Source organism: Streptococcus australis (genome assembly GCF_047463015.1).
GTDB classification, from domain to species: Bacteria; Bacillota; Bacilli; order Lactobacillales; family Streptococcaceae; genus Streptococcus; species Streptococcus australis_F.
The window spans coordinates 31,360-48,751 of the sequence record NZ_JASHER010000002.1 but is presented as its reverse complement, the minus strand read 5'-3'; the positions used below and the strand labels follow the sequence as shown (position 1 = coordinate 48,751).

The window sequence follows — 17,392 nt, the reverse complement described above, 5'->3', positions numbered from 1 at the left end:
ATCTCCTTATAAAAAAATAATAATAATTTATTCTATCAGAATATCGAACACTTGTAAATAAACCGAACATTATTTTTAAAAAATATATCTTAATCCCTTGATTCATCCTTTTTAATTCTTGTATTATCCTCCACTTTCTATTTAACTCCGAATTATGATACAATAGGATTAGTTACACATCACAAAGGAGATACCATGTCTGAAATCTATGACATTACCATTATCGGCGGTGGCCCTGTAGGGCTCTTTGCTGCCTTCTATGGCCATCTGCGTCAAGTAAAAGTGAAATTAATCGATTCCCTCCCTCAACTAGGTGGTCAACCTGCTATTCTCTATCCTGAAAAGACAATTTTGGATGTCCCTGGTTTTACCAACCTAACAGGGGAAGAATTGTCCAAACGGTTGATCGATCAATTAAACACATTCGAAACTGAAATTTGTTTGAATGAAACTGTTTTGGATATTCATAAAAACGAGGATCACTTCCTAATTGAAACCAATAAAGACCAACATTTCAGTCGTGCTGTCATTATTGCTATGGGCGGTGGTGCCTTCAAACCACGTCCATTAGAAGTGGATGGGGCTGAAGAATTTGAGAACGTCCACTACCATGTTTCGAATATTCAACAATATGCTGGCAAACAAGTTGCTATTCTAGGTGGAGGAGATTCAGCAGTCGATTGGGCCCTGGCCTTTGAAAAAATCGCCCCGACAACTCTGGTCCATCGTCGTGATAATTTCCGAGCTCTCGAACATAGCGTTGAGGAATTAAAGGCTTCTTCTGTCTCTATTCAAACTCCTTATGTTCCTAGTCGCTTAATCGGAGAAAATGGCCGTGCCAGCCACCTGGAAATCACCAAGGTCAAATCAGATGAAACCCAATTACTCCCTATCGATGAACTCTTTGTCAACTACGGCTTCAAATCGTCAGTCGGCAAATTAAAAGAATGGGGCTTGGATCTCCAACGTCATAAAATCCTCGTGAATCGCAAACAGGAGACCAGTCGTGAAGGAATCTATGCTTGTGGCGATTGTTGCTTCTATGATGGGAAAATTGATTTAATTGCAACTGGATTGGGCGAAGCTCCTACAGCAGTGAATAACGCCATTAATTACATTTATCCAGATAAGAAAGTTCAACCAGTCCACTCGACTAGCTTATAAGAAAAATCCTTTGAATCTTTTGATTCAAAGGATTTTTTTCTGCTTACAAATTATCCAATTCTTCTGCAATCTTATTGATTTTCCGCAAGCGATGATTGACGCCACTTTTGGTCAAGGGCGTTTTCAAGGTATCCGCAATTTGCTGGATGGAATAGTCGGGATTCTGAATTCGAACATAAGCAACTTCCTGAAGCTCGACAGGAAGACCACCTAATCCAATAGTATCCATGATTTTGACGATATTGTTGATGGTCTTCATACTAGCTGTGACCGTACGCGCGATATTGGCCATTTCAGCATTATTGGCTCGATTGAGATCATTGCGCGCTTCTCGCATGACCTTGACAGACTCAAATTCTTCCAAAGCCTGCTTGGCTTCTACCAAGATGAGGAAATCAATAATATCCTCTGCCCTCTGCAAATAGGTGACGACTCCTTTTTTGCGTTCGATGGTCTTGGCATCTAACAAAAAGTGTTGCATCAGGTTGGCCAAGTCCTGAGCATGATCAGAATAAACAGAGCTAATTTCTAATTGATAGCGACCAGACTCCGGATCCTTGATGGTCCCACTTGCTAAGAAAGCACCTCTCAGATAAGCTCGACTTGCTTCATCTTCTTCTAAAATTCTTGGGTCAATCCCTGTCTCAATACCAAAGAAAGAATCTGCTAAGTGCAGGTCTGCAAGAATCTCTTCGACTTTTTCATCAATAGAAACAGTATAGACGCGATTCTTTTTTAAATTGGTTTTTTGGTGGTGACGAATGTCCGATTTGACCTGATAAAATTCTACAATCAATTCGTAGATATGGCGGGCAATCTTAGCATTCTCCGTGGTCAGAGACAAACTTAAGCCCCCCATACTTAGACCCAAACTACCTGACATCTTAATTAGAGCAGATAACTCACTTTTCTCAAAGCGGTGAAGGGTCAAGAGCTCTTCTTTTACTTTAATGGTAAAACTCATTTAATCACCTGTACAATTTGCATCAGTTCATCCACAACAGCTTCTCCATCATGGAAGGCGCCGCCGTTTTCCAAGCGAAGGAAATTGCTTGAAATAACTCGGGGAACCTGCGATTTTAGACCTGCGAAATCATGTTCTACTTGAACCAGGTATTCATCAAAGCGATTCGTGTCCATATATTCTTGAGGGACTTTTTCAATGTTGACTAAAACAGTATCAATAAACGGCTTCTTCAAGTGTTTATGAAGGACGGAAACATGGTCACTATCGGTAAAGTGTTCTGTCTCCCCACGTTGGGTCATGATATTGCAGACATAAGCGACCTCTGCTTTTGTCTCAAGCAAGGCATGTCCAATTTCTTCAATCACTAGATTGGGAAGAATCGATGTAAAGAGAGAACCTGGTCCTAAAATCACCATATCACTTTCTAAAATCGCATCTACTACTTTTCGACTCGCTTTCGGCGTCTCATCATTATAGGTATTGGTGACATAGACATAATCAATCATGCCCTCATGATGGGCGATTTCACTCTCCCCAGCGACCTCTGACCCATCCATAAATACGGCATGAAGGGTCAACGGTGTATCGCTGGAAGGATAGATTTTTCCTGTCGTATGGAAAAATTTCGTAAGCAATTGCATGGCATTATAGGTCGAGCCCTGCATTTCAGAAATCCCAGCAATAATCAAATTCCCTAGAGGATGACCAGCTAGTGGCCCATCGTCTTCCGCAAAACGATATTGAAAGACTTTTTCATAAAAACGAGGCATGTCAGACATGGCTACTAGAACATTTCGCAAGTCGCCTGGCGGTGTCAATTGATGAATATTTTTTCGAAGTTCTCCAGAGCTACCACCATCATCCGCCACTGTCACAATAGCCGTAATTTCAACATCCTTTTTCCGTAGGCTATTCAAGATGACAGAAATCCCTGTACCGCCTCCGATGACGGTCATTTTTGGTTTTCTCATGAACGATTCACCGTTTCTTTCCGTCGGTCTTTGTCGCGATGACTCATATTAACTGTCCAATCTTTAGCTAAATCACGTCCGAGCCGTACCGCAAAGGCGACTGAACGGTGTTGACCTCCTGTACATCCCATAGCAATAGTCAAGACAGACTTCCCTTCTCGTTTGTATGCCGGCAAGATGGGAGCAATCAACTCGTAAAGATGACGATAAAACTCCTCTGATTCTTTGTGATCCATGACATAGTTATAGACATCATCATCTAGCCCTGTTTGATTCCGTAGCTCTGGTTGGTAGTAAGGATTAGGTAGGAAACGAACATCAAAGACCAAGTCCGCATCTAAAGGCAGACCATACTTAAAGCCAAAGGACATGACTTCAATCCGAAACTCAGGCTGGCTATCTTGTCTGGAAAATTGTTCAGCAATCACTTTACGAAGATTACGGGGAGTTAATTCCGTCGTATCAATGACATTTTGACTCATGTTTTTAAGCGGAGCCAAAAGTTCACGTTCTAGAGTAATCCCATCCAAGACGCGCCCATCAGCAGCCAATGGATGACTACGACGGGTTTCTTTGTAGCGAGCAACCAATTCACTATCGGTCGCATCCAAAAAGAGAATTTTAAAATCAATTCCTTCGTGATTCTCTAATTCGTCCAAAATGGAGCGAATTTCTGCAAAGAAAGACCGACTACGCATATCCACGACGAGAGCCAACTTGTTATTGTCCATCGAGAGTTGAATCAGCTCTATAAATTTTGGCAAGAGAGCTGGAGGCATATTATCAATGGTGAAATAGCCCATATCTTCAAAGGACTGAATGGCTACGGTCTTCCCTGCTCCACTCATTCCTGTTACAATGACCAGTTGAATTGTTTTTTCTGTATCTGTCATCCTAATCACCTTTTCCTTACAAAAAAGGAGGAGGGCATCATCTTTCCAGTTGGTCAGTCGATGGCTCTCACTCCAACATTCCTTTTACCCGAATGCATTCCTTCTATTGAGACTATACTTCTGCAATCACTTCGATTTCGATTTTGACATCGCGTGGCAAGCGAGCCACTTCTACTGCAGAACGTGCTGGAAATTCACTTGAAAATGCTGTCTTATAAACCTCATTAAAAGGTACAAAATCATTCATATCACTTAAGAAACAGGTTGTTTTCACCACGTGATCAAAGTCCGTTCCAGCTTCTTCAAGGATAGCAGCAATATTTTTCAAGACTTGTTGGGTTTGTTCTTGAATGGTTTCACCAACAATTTCACCTGTTTCTGGTGAAAGGGGAACTTGCCCACTTGCAAATAAGAGATTGCCCACTATTTTTCCTTGAACATAAGGACCAATTGCTGCTGGTGCTTTATCTGTGTGAATTGTTTTTGCCATTTTCTTCTCCTCATTCCTAATTTTCACTGGAGGCTGCTAGCTTTTCCCGTTCTAAGCGTAACTTACGATTGGGATTCAACTTATTAAAGAGTTCTTCCAATTTTTCTGCATTCCAAACGTCTGCAGCAGAGACAAAATTTCCGTCTTTATCACGAAAGGATATAGGTTTATCTCCCATCTTCTTCTCCTCTTTATCTCTAACTAGTCAACAAATTCAAATTCGAATTTACCGATTCGAACGATATCGCCGTCTTTAGCACCACGTGCTCGAAGAGCTTCATCGACACCCATTCCACGCAATTGACGCGCAAATTTCATGACAGACTCATCCCGATCAAAATTGGTCATATTGAAGAGTTTTTCTAACTTATCACCAGACAAGATCCAAGAAGCATCATCATCTCGATTGATTTCGAAGGCTGGTTGATCCTCATCAAAGCCATAGTAGACTTCTTCTTGCGCCATATCTTCTTCTGAATACAAGAGGAATTCTGGTGTTTTATCTAACAAGTCTGCTGTTGCTTCCAACAAATTGTCCAAGCCTTGATGGGCCAAACTAGAGATTGGGAAGATTTGTGGCAATTCATCAAATTCGTCGTAATTGGCAGCCAATTTTTTCTTGAACTCTTTCAAGTTTTCTTGGCTCTCTGGCATATCCATTTTATTAGCGACAATAATCTGTGGTCGCTCCATCAAGCGAAGATTATAGGTTTCAAGCTCCTTGTTGATTTGAACGTAATCTTCATAAGGATCGCGTCCTTCACTCGCTGACATATCGATGACATGCAAGATAACACGGGTACGCTCGATGTGGCGAAGGAATTGGGTACCCAGACCGACACCTTGGCTAGCCCCTTCGATCAATCCAGGAAGGTCTGCAACTGCAAAGGACTCACCTGATGGTGTCCGAACCATGCCCAAATTCGGAACAATGGTTGTAAAATGATAAGCTCCAATTTTTGGCTTAGCAGAAGTAATCACACTGAGAAGAGTTGATTTCCCTACTGATGGGAAGCCAACCAAACCAACGTCTGCTAAGACCTTGAGTTCTAATTCGAGTTCGCGTTCCTGACCTGGTTCCCCATTTTCTGAAATCTCAGGCGCTGGATTCTTAGGAGTTGCAAAACGGATATTTCCGCGTCCTCCACGTCCGCCATGGGCTACAATATACTCTTGCCCATTTTCAACCAAGTCGGTAATGACCTTACCAGTCTCCGCATCTCGGACAGTTGTCCCTTGTGGTACTCGCACATAGAGGTCTTCTGCTCCCCGTCCGTGCATCCCTTTGGTCATCCCCTTCTCACCATTTTGAGCTTTAAAATGCCGGTTATAGCGGAAGTCCATCAGCGTGCGCAAGCCTTCGTCTACAACGAAGATGACATTGCCTCCGCGTCCTCCATCACCTCCCCAAGGTCCGCCATTGGGAACATACTTTTCACGACGAAAGGCCACCATGCCATCACCGCCATTTCCAGCCTTGACCTTGATTTTGGCTGTATCTAAAAACATACTCATAATTTAACGTTTTCCTTTTATTACCAAGTGCTGCTTGGAATCCTCTTAGTAGGATAGTGCACCAAATGCTGCAGCAAAAATTGCTCCAACCGTTACAATTAACATAATCACAATGACTAGCATAGTCAATTTTTCAAAAAATGTTTTTTTGCGTTTTCCGTTATCTCCAAAAGCCACGTTTTTTACCTCTATTACAATAAATTCATTAGCCCTATTTTACCACGAAAAAGGGCATTTTTCAAACATCCACCTCTAGACGTAAGGGTAGCTTTGGATAAAATAAATTTTTCAACCTCCACACTGGTTCAAATCCATTTTTTATCCATCAAATAAAAAAGACTGGAAAATTCCAGCCTTTTAAAAGCGAGTATTATTTTGTTAACTTCTTAGACCGTAACACAGTAAAGCCAACTGCACATCCCAAAATACCAACCAGGATAATCACAGGCGTCATCTTTTCACCTGTACTTGGAAGAACTTTTTTCTTACCAGGTTTTGGTGCTTCTTCTTCTTTAACAGAAGTTGATGATGAGTTTGATGATCTTGGATCTGGTTGTGATTTGGATGGCTCTGGATCTGGACTTGGTTTTGGATCCGGTTGCGGTTTAGATGGCTCTGGATCTGGACTTGGTTTTGGATCTGGTTGCGGTCTAGATGGCTCTGGATCTGGACTTGGTTTTGGATCCGGTTGCGGTTTAGATGGTTCCGGATCTGGTGTCGGTGGCGTTTGTTCTTTCTCACCCAATCCTTCTCCAGAACCTGTTTCCAATCTCACTTCTCGTGTTAAGCTACGTGGCTCTGGGAAATTGGTTGCTGTCCATGTCAAGCTGTTATGAACGAGATCGCCAACTTTTGTACCAGGAGCTACTTTAGTAGAGTATTCGATGTACATTGGCCAATTGTAGTTATTACCAAAGTCAATAGTAAATCCTGTGATCTGACCAGCTTCATTCTTGTCGAAGACAGCTTTTTTACTGAAATTGTCTAAAACTGGCAGACTTAAAATATGGGCTTCATTTCTAATGCCACCTTCTACTGGACTAAAGCGAACCGCACGGAAACTACCTTCTACCAGTGTCAAACCATCTCCAAATTGATCCTTAATGACCATGCCACGAAGGATATCTTGACGAGCATTTAAGATAATCCGCCATTTTACAATCGTTGGATCCTTTTGATCTTGGTAGCCATATTTCATTTCATAGTCACCAGCTTGACCATCCGTTTTTTCGTAGTTTAACGAAAAATCTGTATTACCAATTTTAAAGGTCAGTGGGGATGTTTTTGTAACAACCTCTGGATCCACTTTCACATCAAAACGCAAAGCTACGCGTTTATTGAGTGGGTGGGAAGCAAAGTAATCGTTAAATGTGACCGTTACTGTCTTGTTTGCTGTATTGACAACAGCTTTCCCGACTGTCTGACCATTTGTTTGACCTTCTTCCACCACATCAAATTCGAGAGCTGTATAGAAGGTTAATTCTTTCGGCAAAGCCAAGGTCAGGGTGTCACCTGCTTGAATGGCTTGTGTATCTGGAAAGGCTACATTGATGGTAGCAGACAATTTCTCGTTTGTTAAGACTGTGGTTCCACTGGTTACTGCTTGGTTATCCTTGGTCAGACTAGCTGTTTGCGTATAAGACAGGACTTCTGACGCTTGAATGGTTTGAACAAAAGCATTTGAAAAGAGGACTGTAGCAACAAGGGCTAGGGACCACATGATTCGACGTAAATATTTCATATTGACCTCCTCAACTCTCGCTTGGAGAGTTCACTTCTTTATTTAATCTTTAAGACCAATTTCATCTTTGACTACAGCAGCAATTGTATCCACATAGTAATCCACTTCTTCATCAGTCGGAGCTTCTGCCATGACACGAAGAAGAGGTTCGGTACCACTTGGACGCACTAAGATGCGACCATTTCCAGCCATTTCAGCTTCCATCTTTTCAATAATCGCACGAATAGCAGGCACTTCCATAGCCTTGTCTTTCATGCTGTTTTCAACACGAATATTGACCAATTTTTGAGGATAGATGGTAACTTCTGATGCAAGGTCTGATAATGTACGACCAGTTTCTTGCATAATCTTGGTCAATTGAACGGCACTCATCTGACCATCTCCAGTGGTATTGTAGTCCATGACAATCACATGACCAGACTGTTCACCACCTAGATTGTAACCAGACTTCCGCATCTCTTCAACTACATAGCGGTCTCCGACAGCAGTCACAACCTTGTTAATCCCCTTGGCATCCAAAGCCTTATGGAAGCCTAAATTAGACATGACGGTCGTTACGATGGTGTTATCTTTTAAGAGGCCCTTCTCAGAAAGGTAGGTCCCAATGATGTACATGATCTTATCACCATCAACTAGGTCCCCATTTTCATCAACTGCAATCAAACGGTCACTATCACCATCAAAAGCCAAACCAATAGCCGCACCAGATTCTCGGACAGCCTCTTGCAAAGCCTCAGGATGGGTCGAGCCTACTTGGTCATTGATATTGAGACCATTTGGGCTTTCTCCAATAACTGTCAAACGTGCTCCTAGGTCAGCAAAGACTTGACGGGCGCTTGTAGATGCAGAACCATTCGCAGCATCTAGAGCCACGTGCATTCCTTCAAGCTGGGTTCCAGTTGAAACTAAGTATTCTTGATACTTACGAAGTCCTTCAGGATAGTCCATCACAGTTCCAAGACCTTCTGCACTAGGACGAGGAAGAGTATCAGACTCCGCATCCAATAAAGCTTCAATCTCTAATTCACGGTCATCATCCAGTTTATAGCCATCATTCCCGAAGAATTTAATCCCGTTGTCTAAAGCTGGGTTGTGGCTGGCAGAAATCATGACCCCAGCACTTGCCCCTTCAGAACGAACCAAATAAGCTACACCTGGTGTCGCAATCACACCGAGTTTGTATACTTTAATCCCTACAGATAAGAGACCCGCAACAAGCGCACTTTCCAACATTTCACCAGAAATACGAGTGTCTCGTCCTACGAAAACAAGTGGCGTTTCTTTTTCATGTTGACTGAGGACATACCCTCCGTATCGACCGAGCTTAAAGGCCAACTCTGGTGTCAATTCGACGTTTGCTTCTCCACGGACTCCGTCCGTTCCAAAATATTTACCCATTATGATAATCCTTTCGATGAATCTTTATTAATTGCTATTATTTGATGAGGAACTGGATGACGACGAGCTAGAACCTGTCTGTTTCAACTCAACCTTCATGTATAGTTCTGATGGAGAGATGATGACTGGTAAATCATTTCCCTCGCTATCGACTGCCTTCAAGGAGACGGTTGCCGTGTAGGTATTGTTCAAAAGATCTCCTTCAGGGAAGATGGCTTCCACATGATCAATTTTGGCTAAAGTATCCTGGTCGCTAGTGACAGAGACTTTATCTTCAGAAAAAGTAACATGTGAGAGACTCCAACCTGGGGCAATTTGTTTGTCTGGTATCGTGACGGAAACATCAAACTTTTTCGTCTTTTTCTTACCAATTTTTGCAGTGACCTTTTGTGGCTCGATGGTAGCAGTCAAACCGGAAGGTAAGTTTTCCACCTTTAAGGCGATTTCATGCTGACCCTCTTTCAAATTGCTCAGATCGGCTACCACTTTAAATTTACGAGTACTAGCCTGCATTTCTGATGCTAAGGCGACACGATTGGACCCTTTCAGAAAGACGGTCACTTCTGAGCTAATCCCACTGACAAAATATTTACTATCGTTGTATTTTACATCAATCGGAATATTGGTAAGAGTATTGGTATAAGTTTCAGAGCTCACTTGGCGTGCACTAGTGTTATTCTGGAAATTAACAGAGGTGGCAATGATGAATAAGAGACTTGAGAAAAAGACGGATGTCACAATGTAGGCAATTTTTCTTTTTGGAATCATTTAATACGTCCTCCAAAAATTCTTGATTTCAAATCTTTTTTCCCTTGATCTTCTGGAATAATGAAGGAACGCAACTCTTGTTCGAATTCTTCAATACTGAGGTCGTGTCTAAAGCTCCCATTTCTCGTAATGGAGATACCACCCGTTTCTTCCGAAACAACAAAGGTGAAGGCATCACTTACCTCAGACAAGCCGATTGCAGCCCGGTGTCGCGTACCGAACTCTTTTGAAATTCCCGTGCTTTCTGTTAAGGGGAGATAAGCACAAGATACAGCAATTTTATCATTGGTGACAATCACTGCCCCATCGTGAAGCGGGGTGTTGGGGATGAAAATATTAATCAGCAGTTCACCCGAAACATCTGCATCGAGGGGAATCCCCGTAGAAATATATTCTTGAAGGGTTCTACTCCCTTGAATCGCAACCAAGGCACCAATCTTCCGAGGACTCATATACTCAACGGCTTTTACATAAGATTGAACCAATTTTTCTTCTGGACTAATCTGGTTGGTTGAGAAAAATTCAGTTGCTCGACCTAATCGTTCTAATCCCGTCCGAATTTCTGGAGAGAAAATCACTACCGCAGCAATGACCCCGTAGGTGATGATTTGGTTAATCAACCAAGAAATGGTCGTCAGACCAATCATATTGGCAACTAACTCAAATAAGAAAAAGGCCAAGACACCACGGACTAAAATCATAATTTTAGTGCCGACAATGGCTTTTATAAAATAATACAATAACCAGGCTACCAGGGCAATGTCAATAAGGTTGATAATCACACTCCAGGGAGTGGGAAATAAACTGGCCCAATACTGGGGATTTGACAATTGTTGGATGTTCACAATCTCATACCTACCACTTCTCTTCTAGGCTTTTCGCACAGCTAACCATTGTGGATGCTTACTAGCAAAAGTAAGGATTCTAGCAAAGGATAGCGCGTTCAAACTACTCTACATCATTATATCATGTTTCAACAGATTTTTCTGTAACCTTCTATTGGTTTTTGTGATAAAATATGAATTATGAAGATTAAGACTAGTATGGGGCTTATTGCCGGAAAAATGAGTAGTCACCTCTTGCGCATGCTTGGACGTGGCTCTACCCTTCCTGGAAAAATCGCCCTTCAAATTGATAAAGACATTTTACAACACCTGGCCCAGAACTACGAAATTGTGGTTGTCACTGGTACGAATGGGAAAACACTGACAACAGCTCTCACTGTTGGAATTCTTCAGGAGGCTTTCGGACCTATCGTGACCAATCCTAGTGGAGCCAATATGATTTCAGGGATTACGACTACTTTCTTGAACGCAAAGGGTTCTTCTGGTCGTCCAATCGCTGTTCTTGAAATCGATGAAGCCAGCCTGTCTCGAATTTGTGACTACATCACTCCGACCTTGTTTGTAATCACCAATATTTTCCGGGATCAAATGGACCGCTATGGGGAAATTTACACAACTTATCGGATGATTTTGGATGGGATTAAAAAAGCGCCACAGGCGACTGTTCTGATGAATGGGGATAGTCCTCTTTTCCATACCCTTCCCCTACCAAATACCGTTCAATATTTTGGCTTTGATACAGAAAAAACTGCTCCCAAGTTGGCCCATTACAATACGGAAGGAATTGTCTGTCCAGAATGTCATGGCATTTTGACCTACCAGTTGAATACCTATGCGAATCTAGGGGATTACCTCTGTGAAAACTGTGGCTTCCACCGTCCTCCTTTGACAGTCGCTGTCGATGAATTGACCGAGTTAACCAATACTTCTTCTCACTTCAAGATTAACGGCACAAATTACCACATCAATATCGGGGGCCTCTATAATATTTATAATGCCCTTGCTGCAGTTGCTGTTGCCCATTATTTTGAAGTAAGTCCAGACGTCATTAAGCGTGGTTTCGACAAGAGTAAGGCTGTCTTTGGTCGTCAAGAAACTTTTAAGATTGGGGACAAGGAATGTACCTTGGTCCTGATCAAAAATCCAGTCGGTGCGACGCAGGCTATTGAAATGATCAAGCTAGCACCTTATCCATTCAGCTTGTCCGTACTTCTCAATGCCAACTATGCTGACGGGATAGACACCAGCTGGATCTGGGATGCAGACTTTGAACAAATCACTCAAATGGACATTCCAGAGATCAATGCTGGAGGGGTGCGCCACTCTGAAATTGCTCGGCGACTTCGGGTTACAGGCTATCCTGCTGAAAAGATCACAGAAATAGCTGAATTAAAAGAGGTCTTCCAACGCATCCAGCAACAGGAAACCCCTCACGCCTATATTTTAGCCACCTATACGGCCATGCTAGAATTCCGTGAACTTCTAGCTCAAGAACACCTGATTGGAAAGGAGATGAATTAATGACCTACACTTCACTACAATCCCCTGATCAGGAAACCTACCAATACGAATTGAGAATTGCCCATCTTTATGGGAATCTGATGAATACATATGGCGACAATGGAAATATCCTCATGCTCAAGTACGTTGCGGAGAAGCTTGGTGCTCATGTCACTGTGGATATCGTTTCTCTCAAAGACCGCTTTGATCCAGAAGTCTACGATATTGCCTTTTTCGGTGGAGGTCAAGACTACGAACAGACCATTGTATCAGAAGATCTACCAGATAAAAAAGAAGACCTCGAGCGCTTTATTCATGACGATGGTGTAGTCCTTGCTATCTGTGGTGGCTTTCAGCTTCTAGGTCAGTACTACATTGAAGCTTCTGGTAAACGCATTGAAGGCCTTGGAATTATGGGGCATTACACTCTCAACCAAGAAAACAACCGCTATATTGGCGACATCAAGATCCATAACGAAGAGTTCAATGAAACCTACTATGGTTTTGAAAACCACCAGGGTCGGACCTTCTTGGCAGAGGATGAAAAACCGCTGGGCAAGGTCGTCTATGGAAATGGGAACAACAAGGAAGATGGATGCGAAGGCGTTCATTACAAGAACGTCTTTGGTAGCTACTTCCACGGCCCTATCCTCTCTCGTAACGCCAATTTGGCCTATCGCTTGGTGACAACCGCTCTAAAGAAAAAATATGGACAAGACATCGTCCTACCGACTTACAATGATATCTTAAGCCTTGAAAAAGCAGAAGAATACGCTGATGTGAAAAGTAAGGCTGAATTAGAAGAATAGGGAGACAAAATGAATAAACGAAAACTACAATATGTTGCACTACTGATTTCTGTACTGCTCATTGCGATTATTTCCTTGGCCAATATGCAAACGGTGACCGTGAACTTTTTGCTGGTCCAATTTAAACTCCCTCTCATCATTTTGATTCTGGTTTGTGTCCTTCTAGGTTCGCTGGTGACTTTCTTAGTCAGCCTTCCAAAAAATTTCTCATTAAAACATGAGTTAAAAGCCGCGAAAAAACAACTAGGACAAAAGATGTCAGGTGATAAAGAAGAAAAAATCAAACAAATCGAAAACTAAAAGCACCGATAGGTGCTTTTTTGATGTAGACAAACTGTTTTTCATAAAACAACCAAGGTGATGCTAAAAAAAATATAAGTAGATACTCAATTTGGCTTACTAAAAGTTATACTTAAACTTTCCGCTGTGAGAAAAGTGCCTGAAACACAATTGTTTCAGGCACTCGGGAGTTTTGGAACCTTAGGTCCAAAACTAAGTCATGGAACTTCTTCGAAGTTCGCTGACGTCCGTACTCACCTAAGGAAAGTTTCTAATATAACTTTGTCTTTAATCTGAAATCAATCGATGCTTTTTCATGCTGATTTACCTTCATTTGATTGCAGTTGCTTGGCGACTACTTGTGCTAGGAGTGAAAAGAGGATGACGCCAGCGCCAATCAGGAGAAAGGATTCTACTCGGACGCTTGGCAACCAAGTCATCAAGCCTTTTGCGATGGGCATAAAGAGAATGGCCAGGGTAAAAATGGTGCTTAAGACCCTTCCTAGATAGTCTCCTTCCACCTTGGTTTGTACTTGGGTAAAAAAATGGATATTAAAAATCGTCATAAAGAGTTCACAGACTAAATTTCCAGAAAAGGAAAGAAGAGGAGGAAGAGGCAAGCCCATCATGAATACTCCTACTCCTGTTAAGATCAATAAGAAGAGAAGCATCTCCATGCTTGATTTAAATTTATTAGCGATCAAGGCTCCGATGATGGAGCCGATAGCCCCCAAGGTTAAGATGGTCGCATAAGCCCCCTTGACTCCGTAAAGGCGATTGGAAAAGGGAAGCAAAAACTCAAAAGCTGCAAAGAAAAAATTGACACTGGAAGCCACCACCAAGAGAAAGAAAATTTCTTTCTGTTGCCAGATGTAGTGCACTCCATCCTTGATATCAGAAAAAATATCCTTTGCCGTAAACCCTTTCTTTTTTTGAACCTTGGCTTCTTCTTTCGGAAGGAATGCCACCAGAATAAAGGCGATGAAAAAGGTCAGTGCATCCAGTAAGAGGGTCGCGTGGAGACTGGCAAATTGTAAAACAAGAAAAGAGAAGACAGGTGAACTAACACCGACAACCTGTAAGACCAACTCCAAGTGGGCATTATAGGTCACAATCTCATCTTTTTCCACAACTTCTGTGATAATGGCTTTATTGGCAGTTCTAGAAAAAGCGAAGGCAATGGCCTGGACAATATTTGCAACAATCAGGGCTGCAATCATCCAACGATCGTTCCTGATAAAAGAAATGCCCAAACAAAGAAGGCCACAAACCATGTCGGTCGTCATCAAAATCTTGCGACGGGAAAAACGATCTGAGATCACGCCTCCAAATGGATTAACTAGAATGGAGGTCACAAGTTCAGAAATCTGATAAATCCCCAATACTGTCTTTCCTACCGTCCCCATCGAGGCCAGCCAGACACTGTTCCCATAATCATAGAGCATATTTCCCATTCTATTGATCGCCCCACGAGCAATTAATTGGATTGCATGTCGCTTCATAAAAAAACCTCCTTCATTTTCTGAAACTATTGTATCAGTTCATGAAAGAGGTTTTTATTTTGTCCCTTATTTGGGAAAATTAGTGTTTTACAAATTTATCAAAGGATCCCTACTGTTCTTTTGATTGAAGTTGCTTATCTACTAGCTGAGCCAAGAGTGAAAAGAGAATAACTCCAGCTCCAATCAGGAGAAAGGATTCTACTCGGACACTTGGCAACCAAGTCATCAAACCTTTGGCGATGGGCATAAAGAGAACAGCCAAAGTATAAATCGTACTCAAGACTCTCCCCAGATAATCATCTTCCACCTTGGTTTGCACTTGAGTAAAAACGTGGATGTCGAAAATGGTCACAAAAAATTCACAGACCAGATTTCCCGAAAAGGAAAGATAAGTCGGAAGAGGCAAGCCCATCATGAACACTCCTACACCTGCCATGATCAGTAAAAACAGGAGAATTTTCATACTTGATGCAATTTTATTGGCAACAAGTGCTCCTAGAATAGATCCAATAGCTCCCAATGTTAAGATGGTCGCATAAGCCCCCTTGACCCCGTAGAGTCGATTAGAAAAGGGAAGTAAAAACTCAAAAGCCGCAAAAAAGAAATTAACACCGGAAGCCACCAAGAGGAGAAAGAAAATGTCTTTCTGATGCCAGATATAGTCTAACCCATCCTTGATATCAGAAAAAATATCTTTCCTAGTAAGCCGATGCTTCTCTTGAAATTGGGGTTCTTCTTTCGGAAGGAATGCCACTAGGACAAAGGCAATGAAAAAGGTCAGCGCATCTAGTAAGAGGGTCGCATGGAGACTGGCAAATTGTAGAACTAGGAAAGAAAACACAGGTGAACTGACACTAACAACCTGTAAGACCAACTCCAAGTGCGCATTATAGGTTACAATCTCTTCTTTCTCTACCACCTCTGTGATAATGGCTTTATTGGCAGGTCGAGAAAAACCAAAGGCAATGGCCTGAACAATATTGGCAACAATCAGGGCCGCAATCATCCAACGATCACTTCTGATAAAAGAAATCGCCAAACAAAGGAGTCCACAAACCAAGTCGGTCGTCATCAAAATCTTGCGACGAGAAAAACGGTCTGAAATCACTCCTCCAAAAGGATTGACGAGAATCCCTGTCACTAACTCAGAAATCTGATAGATTCCTAATACCGTCTTTCCTATAGTACCCATCGAGGCCAGCCAGACACTATTCCCATAATCATAGAGCATATTTCCAATTTTGTTAATCGCTCCACGACTAATTAATTGGACCGCATGTCGGTTCATAAAATCTCCTTTATCTCTTGCTTATTTAGGAACATTCATCTATTACAAATTTATCAAAGTGTTCTTGATAGTAAGCTACCTGCTCTGGCAGTCCTAGCACATCAAAAATATGCATAGCCTCTTGCATTTGCTGACTCCCTTCTTCTGTTTGCCCCTTTTGGTACCGAGCAAATCCCTTGAGGTAATGAAAGACATTGCGCTCGTAGAGTTTAATTCCCTTGCCGATAATCTTTTCCACATAGGCTTCAAAATAACTAGCATTTTCAAAAGAACGGTGTTCTAAACAATGCTGGTAACAATTCAGAGCTAGAATCAAGACCAGTTTTCGATGGCGACCAATTTCCTTGTAGAAATCTTCACGCTCCATCACTTCTCTACCAAACCGAGTGACATAATCCACATCATAAAAGCTATAGAGATTGCCAAAAAGGATCAACTCATACATGGTCCATTCTTCCGTTTGAAAGAGATAATCTGCCACCTTGTCCAGATCACTTTGCTTCATCGTGTAGCTGGCATCTCTCTGGCAAATCAAGCCTTGTAACAAAATCCAGTTCAATTCAAAATAAAGGGGATTGGTCGAACTTGTAGCCTTTTCCAGTTGTTCTCTTTGAAGCCTTTGAAAACCAGCAATATCATTTGCATAGTAAAGCGGAATAATCTGAGCCATCAAGTCCACATGCTCATGGTGTTGAAAATTTCTGGCCTTATCCATAAAATTCTCAATCGTCACATGGATATTATCTAATATCTCAAAGAAACGCGAGACAGCTAAATCCGACTCGCCCAATTCAAAGCGGGATAACTGAGACGTCGAGCAGGCTTCTCCTGCAGCTTCTTTCAATGAATAATTTTTACTCATTCGAAATTCACGAAAAACTTTTCCTAAATCTTCCATTTGATTACCACTTAAATTCCTTTAAGTACCTTTCTAACTCTTGCAAGTATCCTTCGTAGAATCCCTGATTTTCTTTAACGGAAAAATCTAATTGTCTTAAGTAAGAAATCAGCCAATCAACCAATAGATCATACTGATGAAGAGGTAGGCGTTTCATCTGCTCTTCAACAAAAGAAATGGCCTCTTCGAAGCGCTGCTCTTCTAGGACTTGCTGAAGATAGTGAGCCCCGTTGATGAGTTTTCCTTCCTCATCCTCATACTGCCCCAAATCTAAATTTTGAATCTGTAGGCGCAAAGTTGTACCAATCATGTCGGCTACACCTTTAACCTGCTTCATAAACCAATCATTTTCAGTCGCCATTAT

At 41.9% G+C, this 17,392-nt stretch carries 19 protein-coding genes; 4 read left to right on the top strand and 15 right to left on the bottom strand.

Translation table 11 applies throughout. The features are described from left to right. Positions 1-195: 195 nt before the first annotated feature. Complete coding sequence (locus QM873_RS02025; protein ID WP_270288775.1) at positions 196-1,164, top strand: NAD(P)/FAD-dependent oxidoreductase; 969 nt, start codon at positions 196-198, stop codon at positions 1,162-1,164. 43 nt (positions 1,165-1,207) lie between these two features. Here QM873_RS02025 and whiA read toward each other — a convergent pair whose 3' ends face one another. The 11 genes from whiA to cdaA all read right to left on the bottom strand — a co-directional run bounded on the left by whiA (position 1,208) and on the right by cdaA (position 10,752). Further along, positions 1,208-2,128, bottom strand: a complete 921-nt coding sequence (gene whiA, locus QM873_RS02020) for a DNA-binding protein WhiA (protein WP_270288776.1) — start codon at positions 2,126-2,128, stop codon at positions 1,208-1,210. Continuing rightward, positions 2,125-3,102 carry a YvcK family protein gene (locus QM873_RS02015; protein WP_270288777.1) on the bottom strand — a complete coding sequence of 326 codons (978 nt, stop codon included), beginning with the start codon at positions 3,100-3,102 and terminating at the stop codon, positions 2,125-2,127. Before QM873_RS02015 ends, whiA begins: the two co-directional genes overlap by 4 nt. Next, positions 3,099-3,995, bottom strand: a complete 897-nt coding sequence (rapZ, locus tag QM873_RS02010; RefSeq protein ID WP_123159327.1) for an RNase adapter RapZ — start codon at positions 3,993-3,995, stop codon at positions 3,099-3,101. Before rapZ ends, QM873_RS02015 begins: the two co-directional genes overlap by 4 nt. Before the next feature lie 112 nt (positions 3,996-4,107). Next, positions 4,108-4,485, bottom strand: a complete 378-nt coding sequence (locus tag QM873_RS02005) for a RidA family protein (RefSeq protein WP_117744069.1) — start codon at positions 4,483-4,485, stop codon at positions 4,108-4,110. 16 nt (positions 4,486-4,501) lie between these two features. Then, positions 4,502-4,663, bottom strand: coding sequence for a hypothetical protein (locus tag QM873_RS02000; RefSeq protein WP_023022771.1), 162 nt, complete (start codon positions 4,661-4,663; stop codon positions 4,502-4,504). 23 nt (positions 4,664-4,686) lie between these two features. Continuing rightward, on the bottom strand, positions 4,687-6,000 hold the full coding sequence (obgE, locus tag QM873_RS01995) for a GTPase ObgE (protein WP_120702126.1): 1,314 nt from the start codon (positions 5,998-6,000) through the stop codon (positions 4,687-4,689). Positions 6,001-6,045: 45 nt separating this feature from the next. After that, positions 6,046-6,177: a DUF4044 domain-containing protein gene (locus tag QM873_RS01990; RefSeq protein WP_023022768.1), complete on the bottom strand. Its 132-nt coding sequence runs from the start codon at positions 6,175-6,177 to the stop codon at positions 6,046-6,048. A 193-nt stretch (positions 6,178-6,370) separates the two neighbouring features. Then, positions 6,371-7,741 (bottom strand): Ig-like domain-containing protein, encoded by a 1,371-nt coding sequence (locus QM873_RS01985; RefSeq protein WP_414278711.1) that lies wholly within the window; start codon positions 7,739-7,741, stop codon positions 6,371-6,373. 42 nt (positions 7,742-7,783) lie between these two features. Continuing rightward, positions 7,784-9,139 carry a phosphoglucosamine mutase gene (gene glmM / locus QM873_RS01980; protein ID WP_195324123.1) on the bottom strand — a complete coding sequence of 452 codons (1,356 nt, stop codon included), beginning with the start codon at positions 9,137-9,139 and terminating at the stop codon, positions 7,784-7,786. A 27-nt stretch (positions 9,140-9,166) separates the two neighbouring features. Further along, on the bottom strand, positions 9,167-9,907 hold the full coding sequence (locus tag QM873_RS01975) for a CdaR family protein (RefSeq protein ID WP_414278710.1): 741 nt from the start codon (positions 9,905-9,907) through the stop codon (positions 9,167-9,169). Beyond that, on the bottom strand, positions 9,904-10,752 hold the full coding sequence (gene cdaA / locus QM873_RS01970) for a diadenylate cyclase CdaA (RefSeq protein WP_270307917.1): 849 nt from the start codon (positions 10,750-10,752) through the stop codon (positions 9,904-9,906). Before cdaA ends, QM873_RS01975 begins: the two co-directional genes overlap by 4 nt. Before the next feature lie 180 nt (positions 10,753-10,932). Here cdaA and murT point away from each other — a divergent pair, with 180 nt between their 5' ends. Genes murT through QM873_RS01955 form a run of 3 tightly spaced genes read left to right on the top strand, consistent with a single transcriptional unit; the run spans position 10,933 to position 13,361 of the window. Then, positions 10,933-12,273, top strand: coding sequence for a lipid II isoglutaminyl synthase subunit MurT (gene murT / locus QM873_RS01965; protein ID WP_023026640.1), 1,341 nt, complete (start codon positions 10,933-10,935; stop codon positions 12,271-12,273). Then, positions 12,273-13,061 (top strand): lipid II isoglutaminyl synthase subunit GatD, encoded by a 789-nt coding sequence (gatD, locus tag QM873_RS01960; protein WP_414278709.1) that lies wholly within the window; start codon positions 12,273-12,275, stop codon positions 13,059-13,061. Before murT ends, gatD begins: the two co-directional genes overlap by 1 nt. Positions 13,062-13,070: 9 nt before the next feature. After that, entirely contained in the window at positions 13,071-13,361 is a 291-nt protein-coding gene (locus QM873_RS01955; protein WP_270307914.1) for a LapA family protein, read from the top strand. 293 nt (positions 13,362-13,654) lie between these two features. Here the strand turns inward: QM873_RS01955 and QM873_RS01950 are convergent, their stop codons facing one another. The 4 genes from QM873_RS01950 to QM873_RS01935 all read right to left on the bottom strand — a co-directional run bounded on the left by QM873_RS01950 (position 13,655) and on the right by QM873_RS01935 (position 17,389). Continuing rightward, entirely contained in the window at positions 13,655-14,842 is a 1,188-nt protein-coding gene (locus tag QM873_RS01950; RefSeq protein ID WP_414278708.1) for an MFS transporter, read from the bottom strand. A gap of 109 nt (positions 14,843-14,951) precedes the next feature. Then, on the bottom strand, positions 14,952-16,130 hold the full coding sequence (locus tag QM873_RS01945) for an MFS transporter (RefSeq protein WP_414278707.1): 1,179 nt from the start codon (positions 16,128-16,130) through the stop codon (positions 14,952-14,954). Positions 16,131-16,155: 25 nt separating this feature from the next. Then, positions 16,156-17,028, bottom strand: a complete 873-nt coding sequence (locus QM873_RS01940; RefSeq protein ID WP_342991772.1) for an XRE/MutR family transcriptional regulator — start codon at positions 17,026-17,028, stop codon at positions 16,156-16,158. Positions 17,029-17,032: 4 nt separating this feature from the next. After that, on the bottom strand, positions 17,033-17,389 hold the full coding sequence (locus QM873_RS01935; protein ID WP_195487062.1) for a hypothetical protein: 357 nt from the start codon (positions 17,387-17,389) through the stop codon (positions 17,033-17,035). Positions 17,390-17,392 lie beyond the last annotated feature (3 nt).

Bases quoted from the DNA above. Each gene is read 5' to 3' on its own strand.
- QM873_RS02015 (WP_270288777.1), bottom strand. From the start codon at position 3,102: ATGAGAAAACCAAAAATGACCGTCATCGGAGGCGGTACAGGGATTTCT.
- QM873_RS02025 (WP_270288775.1), top strand. From the start codon at position 196: ATGTCTGAAATCTATGACATTACCATTATCGGCGGTGGCCCTGTAGGG.
- QM873_RS01950 (WP_414278708.1), bottom strand. From the start codon at position 14,842: ATGAAGCGACATGCAATCCAATTAATTGCTCGTGGGGCGATCAATAGA.
- QM873_RS01985 (WP_414278711.1), bottom strand. From the start codon at position 7,741: ATGAAATATTTACGTCGAATCATGTGGTCCCTAGCCCTTGTTGCTACA.
- QM873_RS01945 (WP_414278707.1), bottom strand. From the start codon at position 16,130: ATGAACCGACATGCGGTCCAATTAATTAGTCGTGGAGCGATTAACAAA.
- gatD (WP_414278709.1), top strand. From the start codon at position 12,273: ATGACCTACACTTCACTACAATCCCCTGATCAGGAAACCTACCAATAC.
- QM873_RS01940 (WP_342991772.1), bottom strand. From the start codon at position 17,028: ATGGAAGATTTAGGAAAAGTTTTTCGTGAATTTCGAATGAGTAAAAAT.
- rapZ (WP_123159327.1), bottom strand. From the start codon at position 3,995: ATGACAGATACAGAAAAAACAATTCAACTGGTCATTGTAACAGGAATG.
- QM873_RS02000 (WP_023022771.1), bottom strand. From the start codon at position 4,663: ATGGGAGATAAACCTATATCCTTTCGTGATAAAGACGGAAATTTTGTC.
- QM873_RS01935 (WP_195487062.1), bottom strand. From the start codon at position 17,389: ATGGCGACTGAAAATGATTGGTTTATGAAGCAGGTTAAAGGTGTAGCC.
- QM873_RS01975 (WP_414278710.1), bottom strand. From the start codon at position 9,907: ATGATTCCAAAAAGAAAAATTGCCTACATTGTGACATCCGTCTTTTTC.
- QM873_RS01955 (WP_270307914.1), top strand. From the start codon at position 13,071: ATGAATAAACGAAAACTACAATATGTTGCACTACTGATTTCTGTACTG.
- murT (WP_023026640.1), top strand. From the start codon at position 10,933: ATGAAGATTAAGACTAGTATGGGGCTTATTGCCGGAAAAATGAGTAGT.
- QM873_RS02005 (WP_117744069.1), bottom strand. From the start codon at position 4,485: ATGGCAAAAACAATTCACACAGATAAAGCACCAGCAGCAATTGGTCCT.
- whiA (WP_270288776.1), bottom strand. From the start codon at position 2,128: ATGAGTTTTACCATTAAAGTAAAAGAAGAGCTCTTGACCCTTCACCGC.
- glmM (WP_195324123.1), bottom strand. From the start codon at position 9,139: ATGGGTAAATATTTTGGAACGGACGGAGTCCGTGGAGAAGCAAACGTC.
- obgE (WP_120702126.1), bottom strand. From the start codon at position 6,000: ATGAGTATGTTTTTAGATACAGCCAAAATCAAGGTCAAGGCTGGAAAT.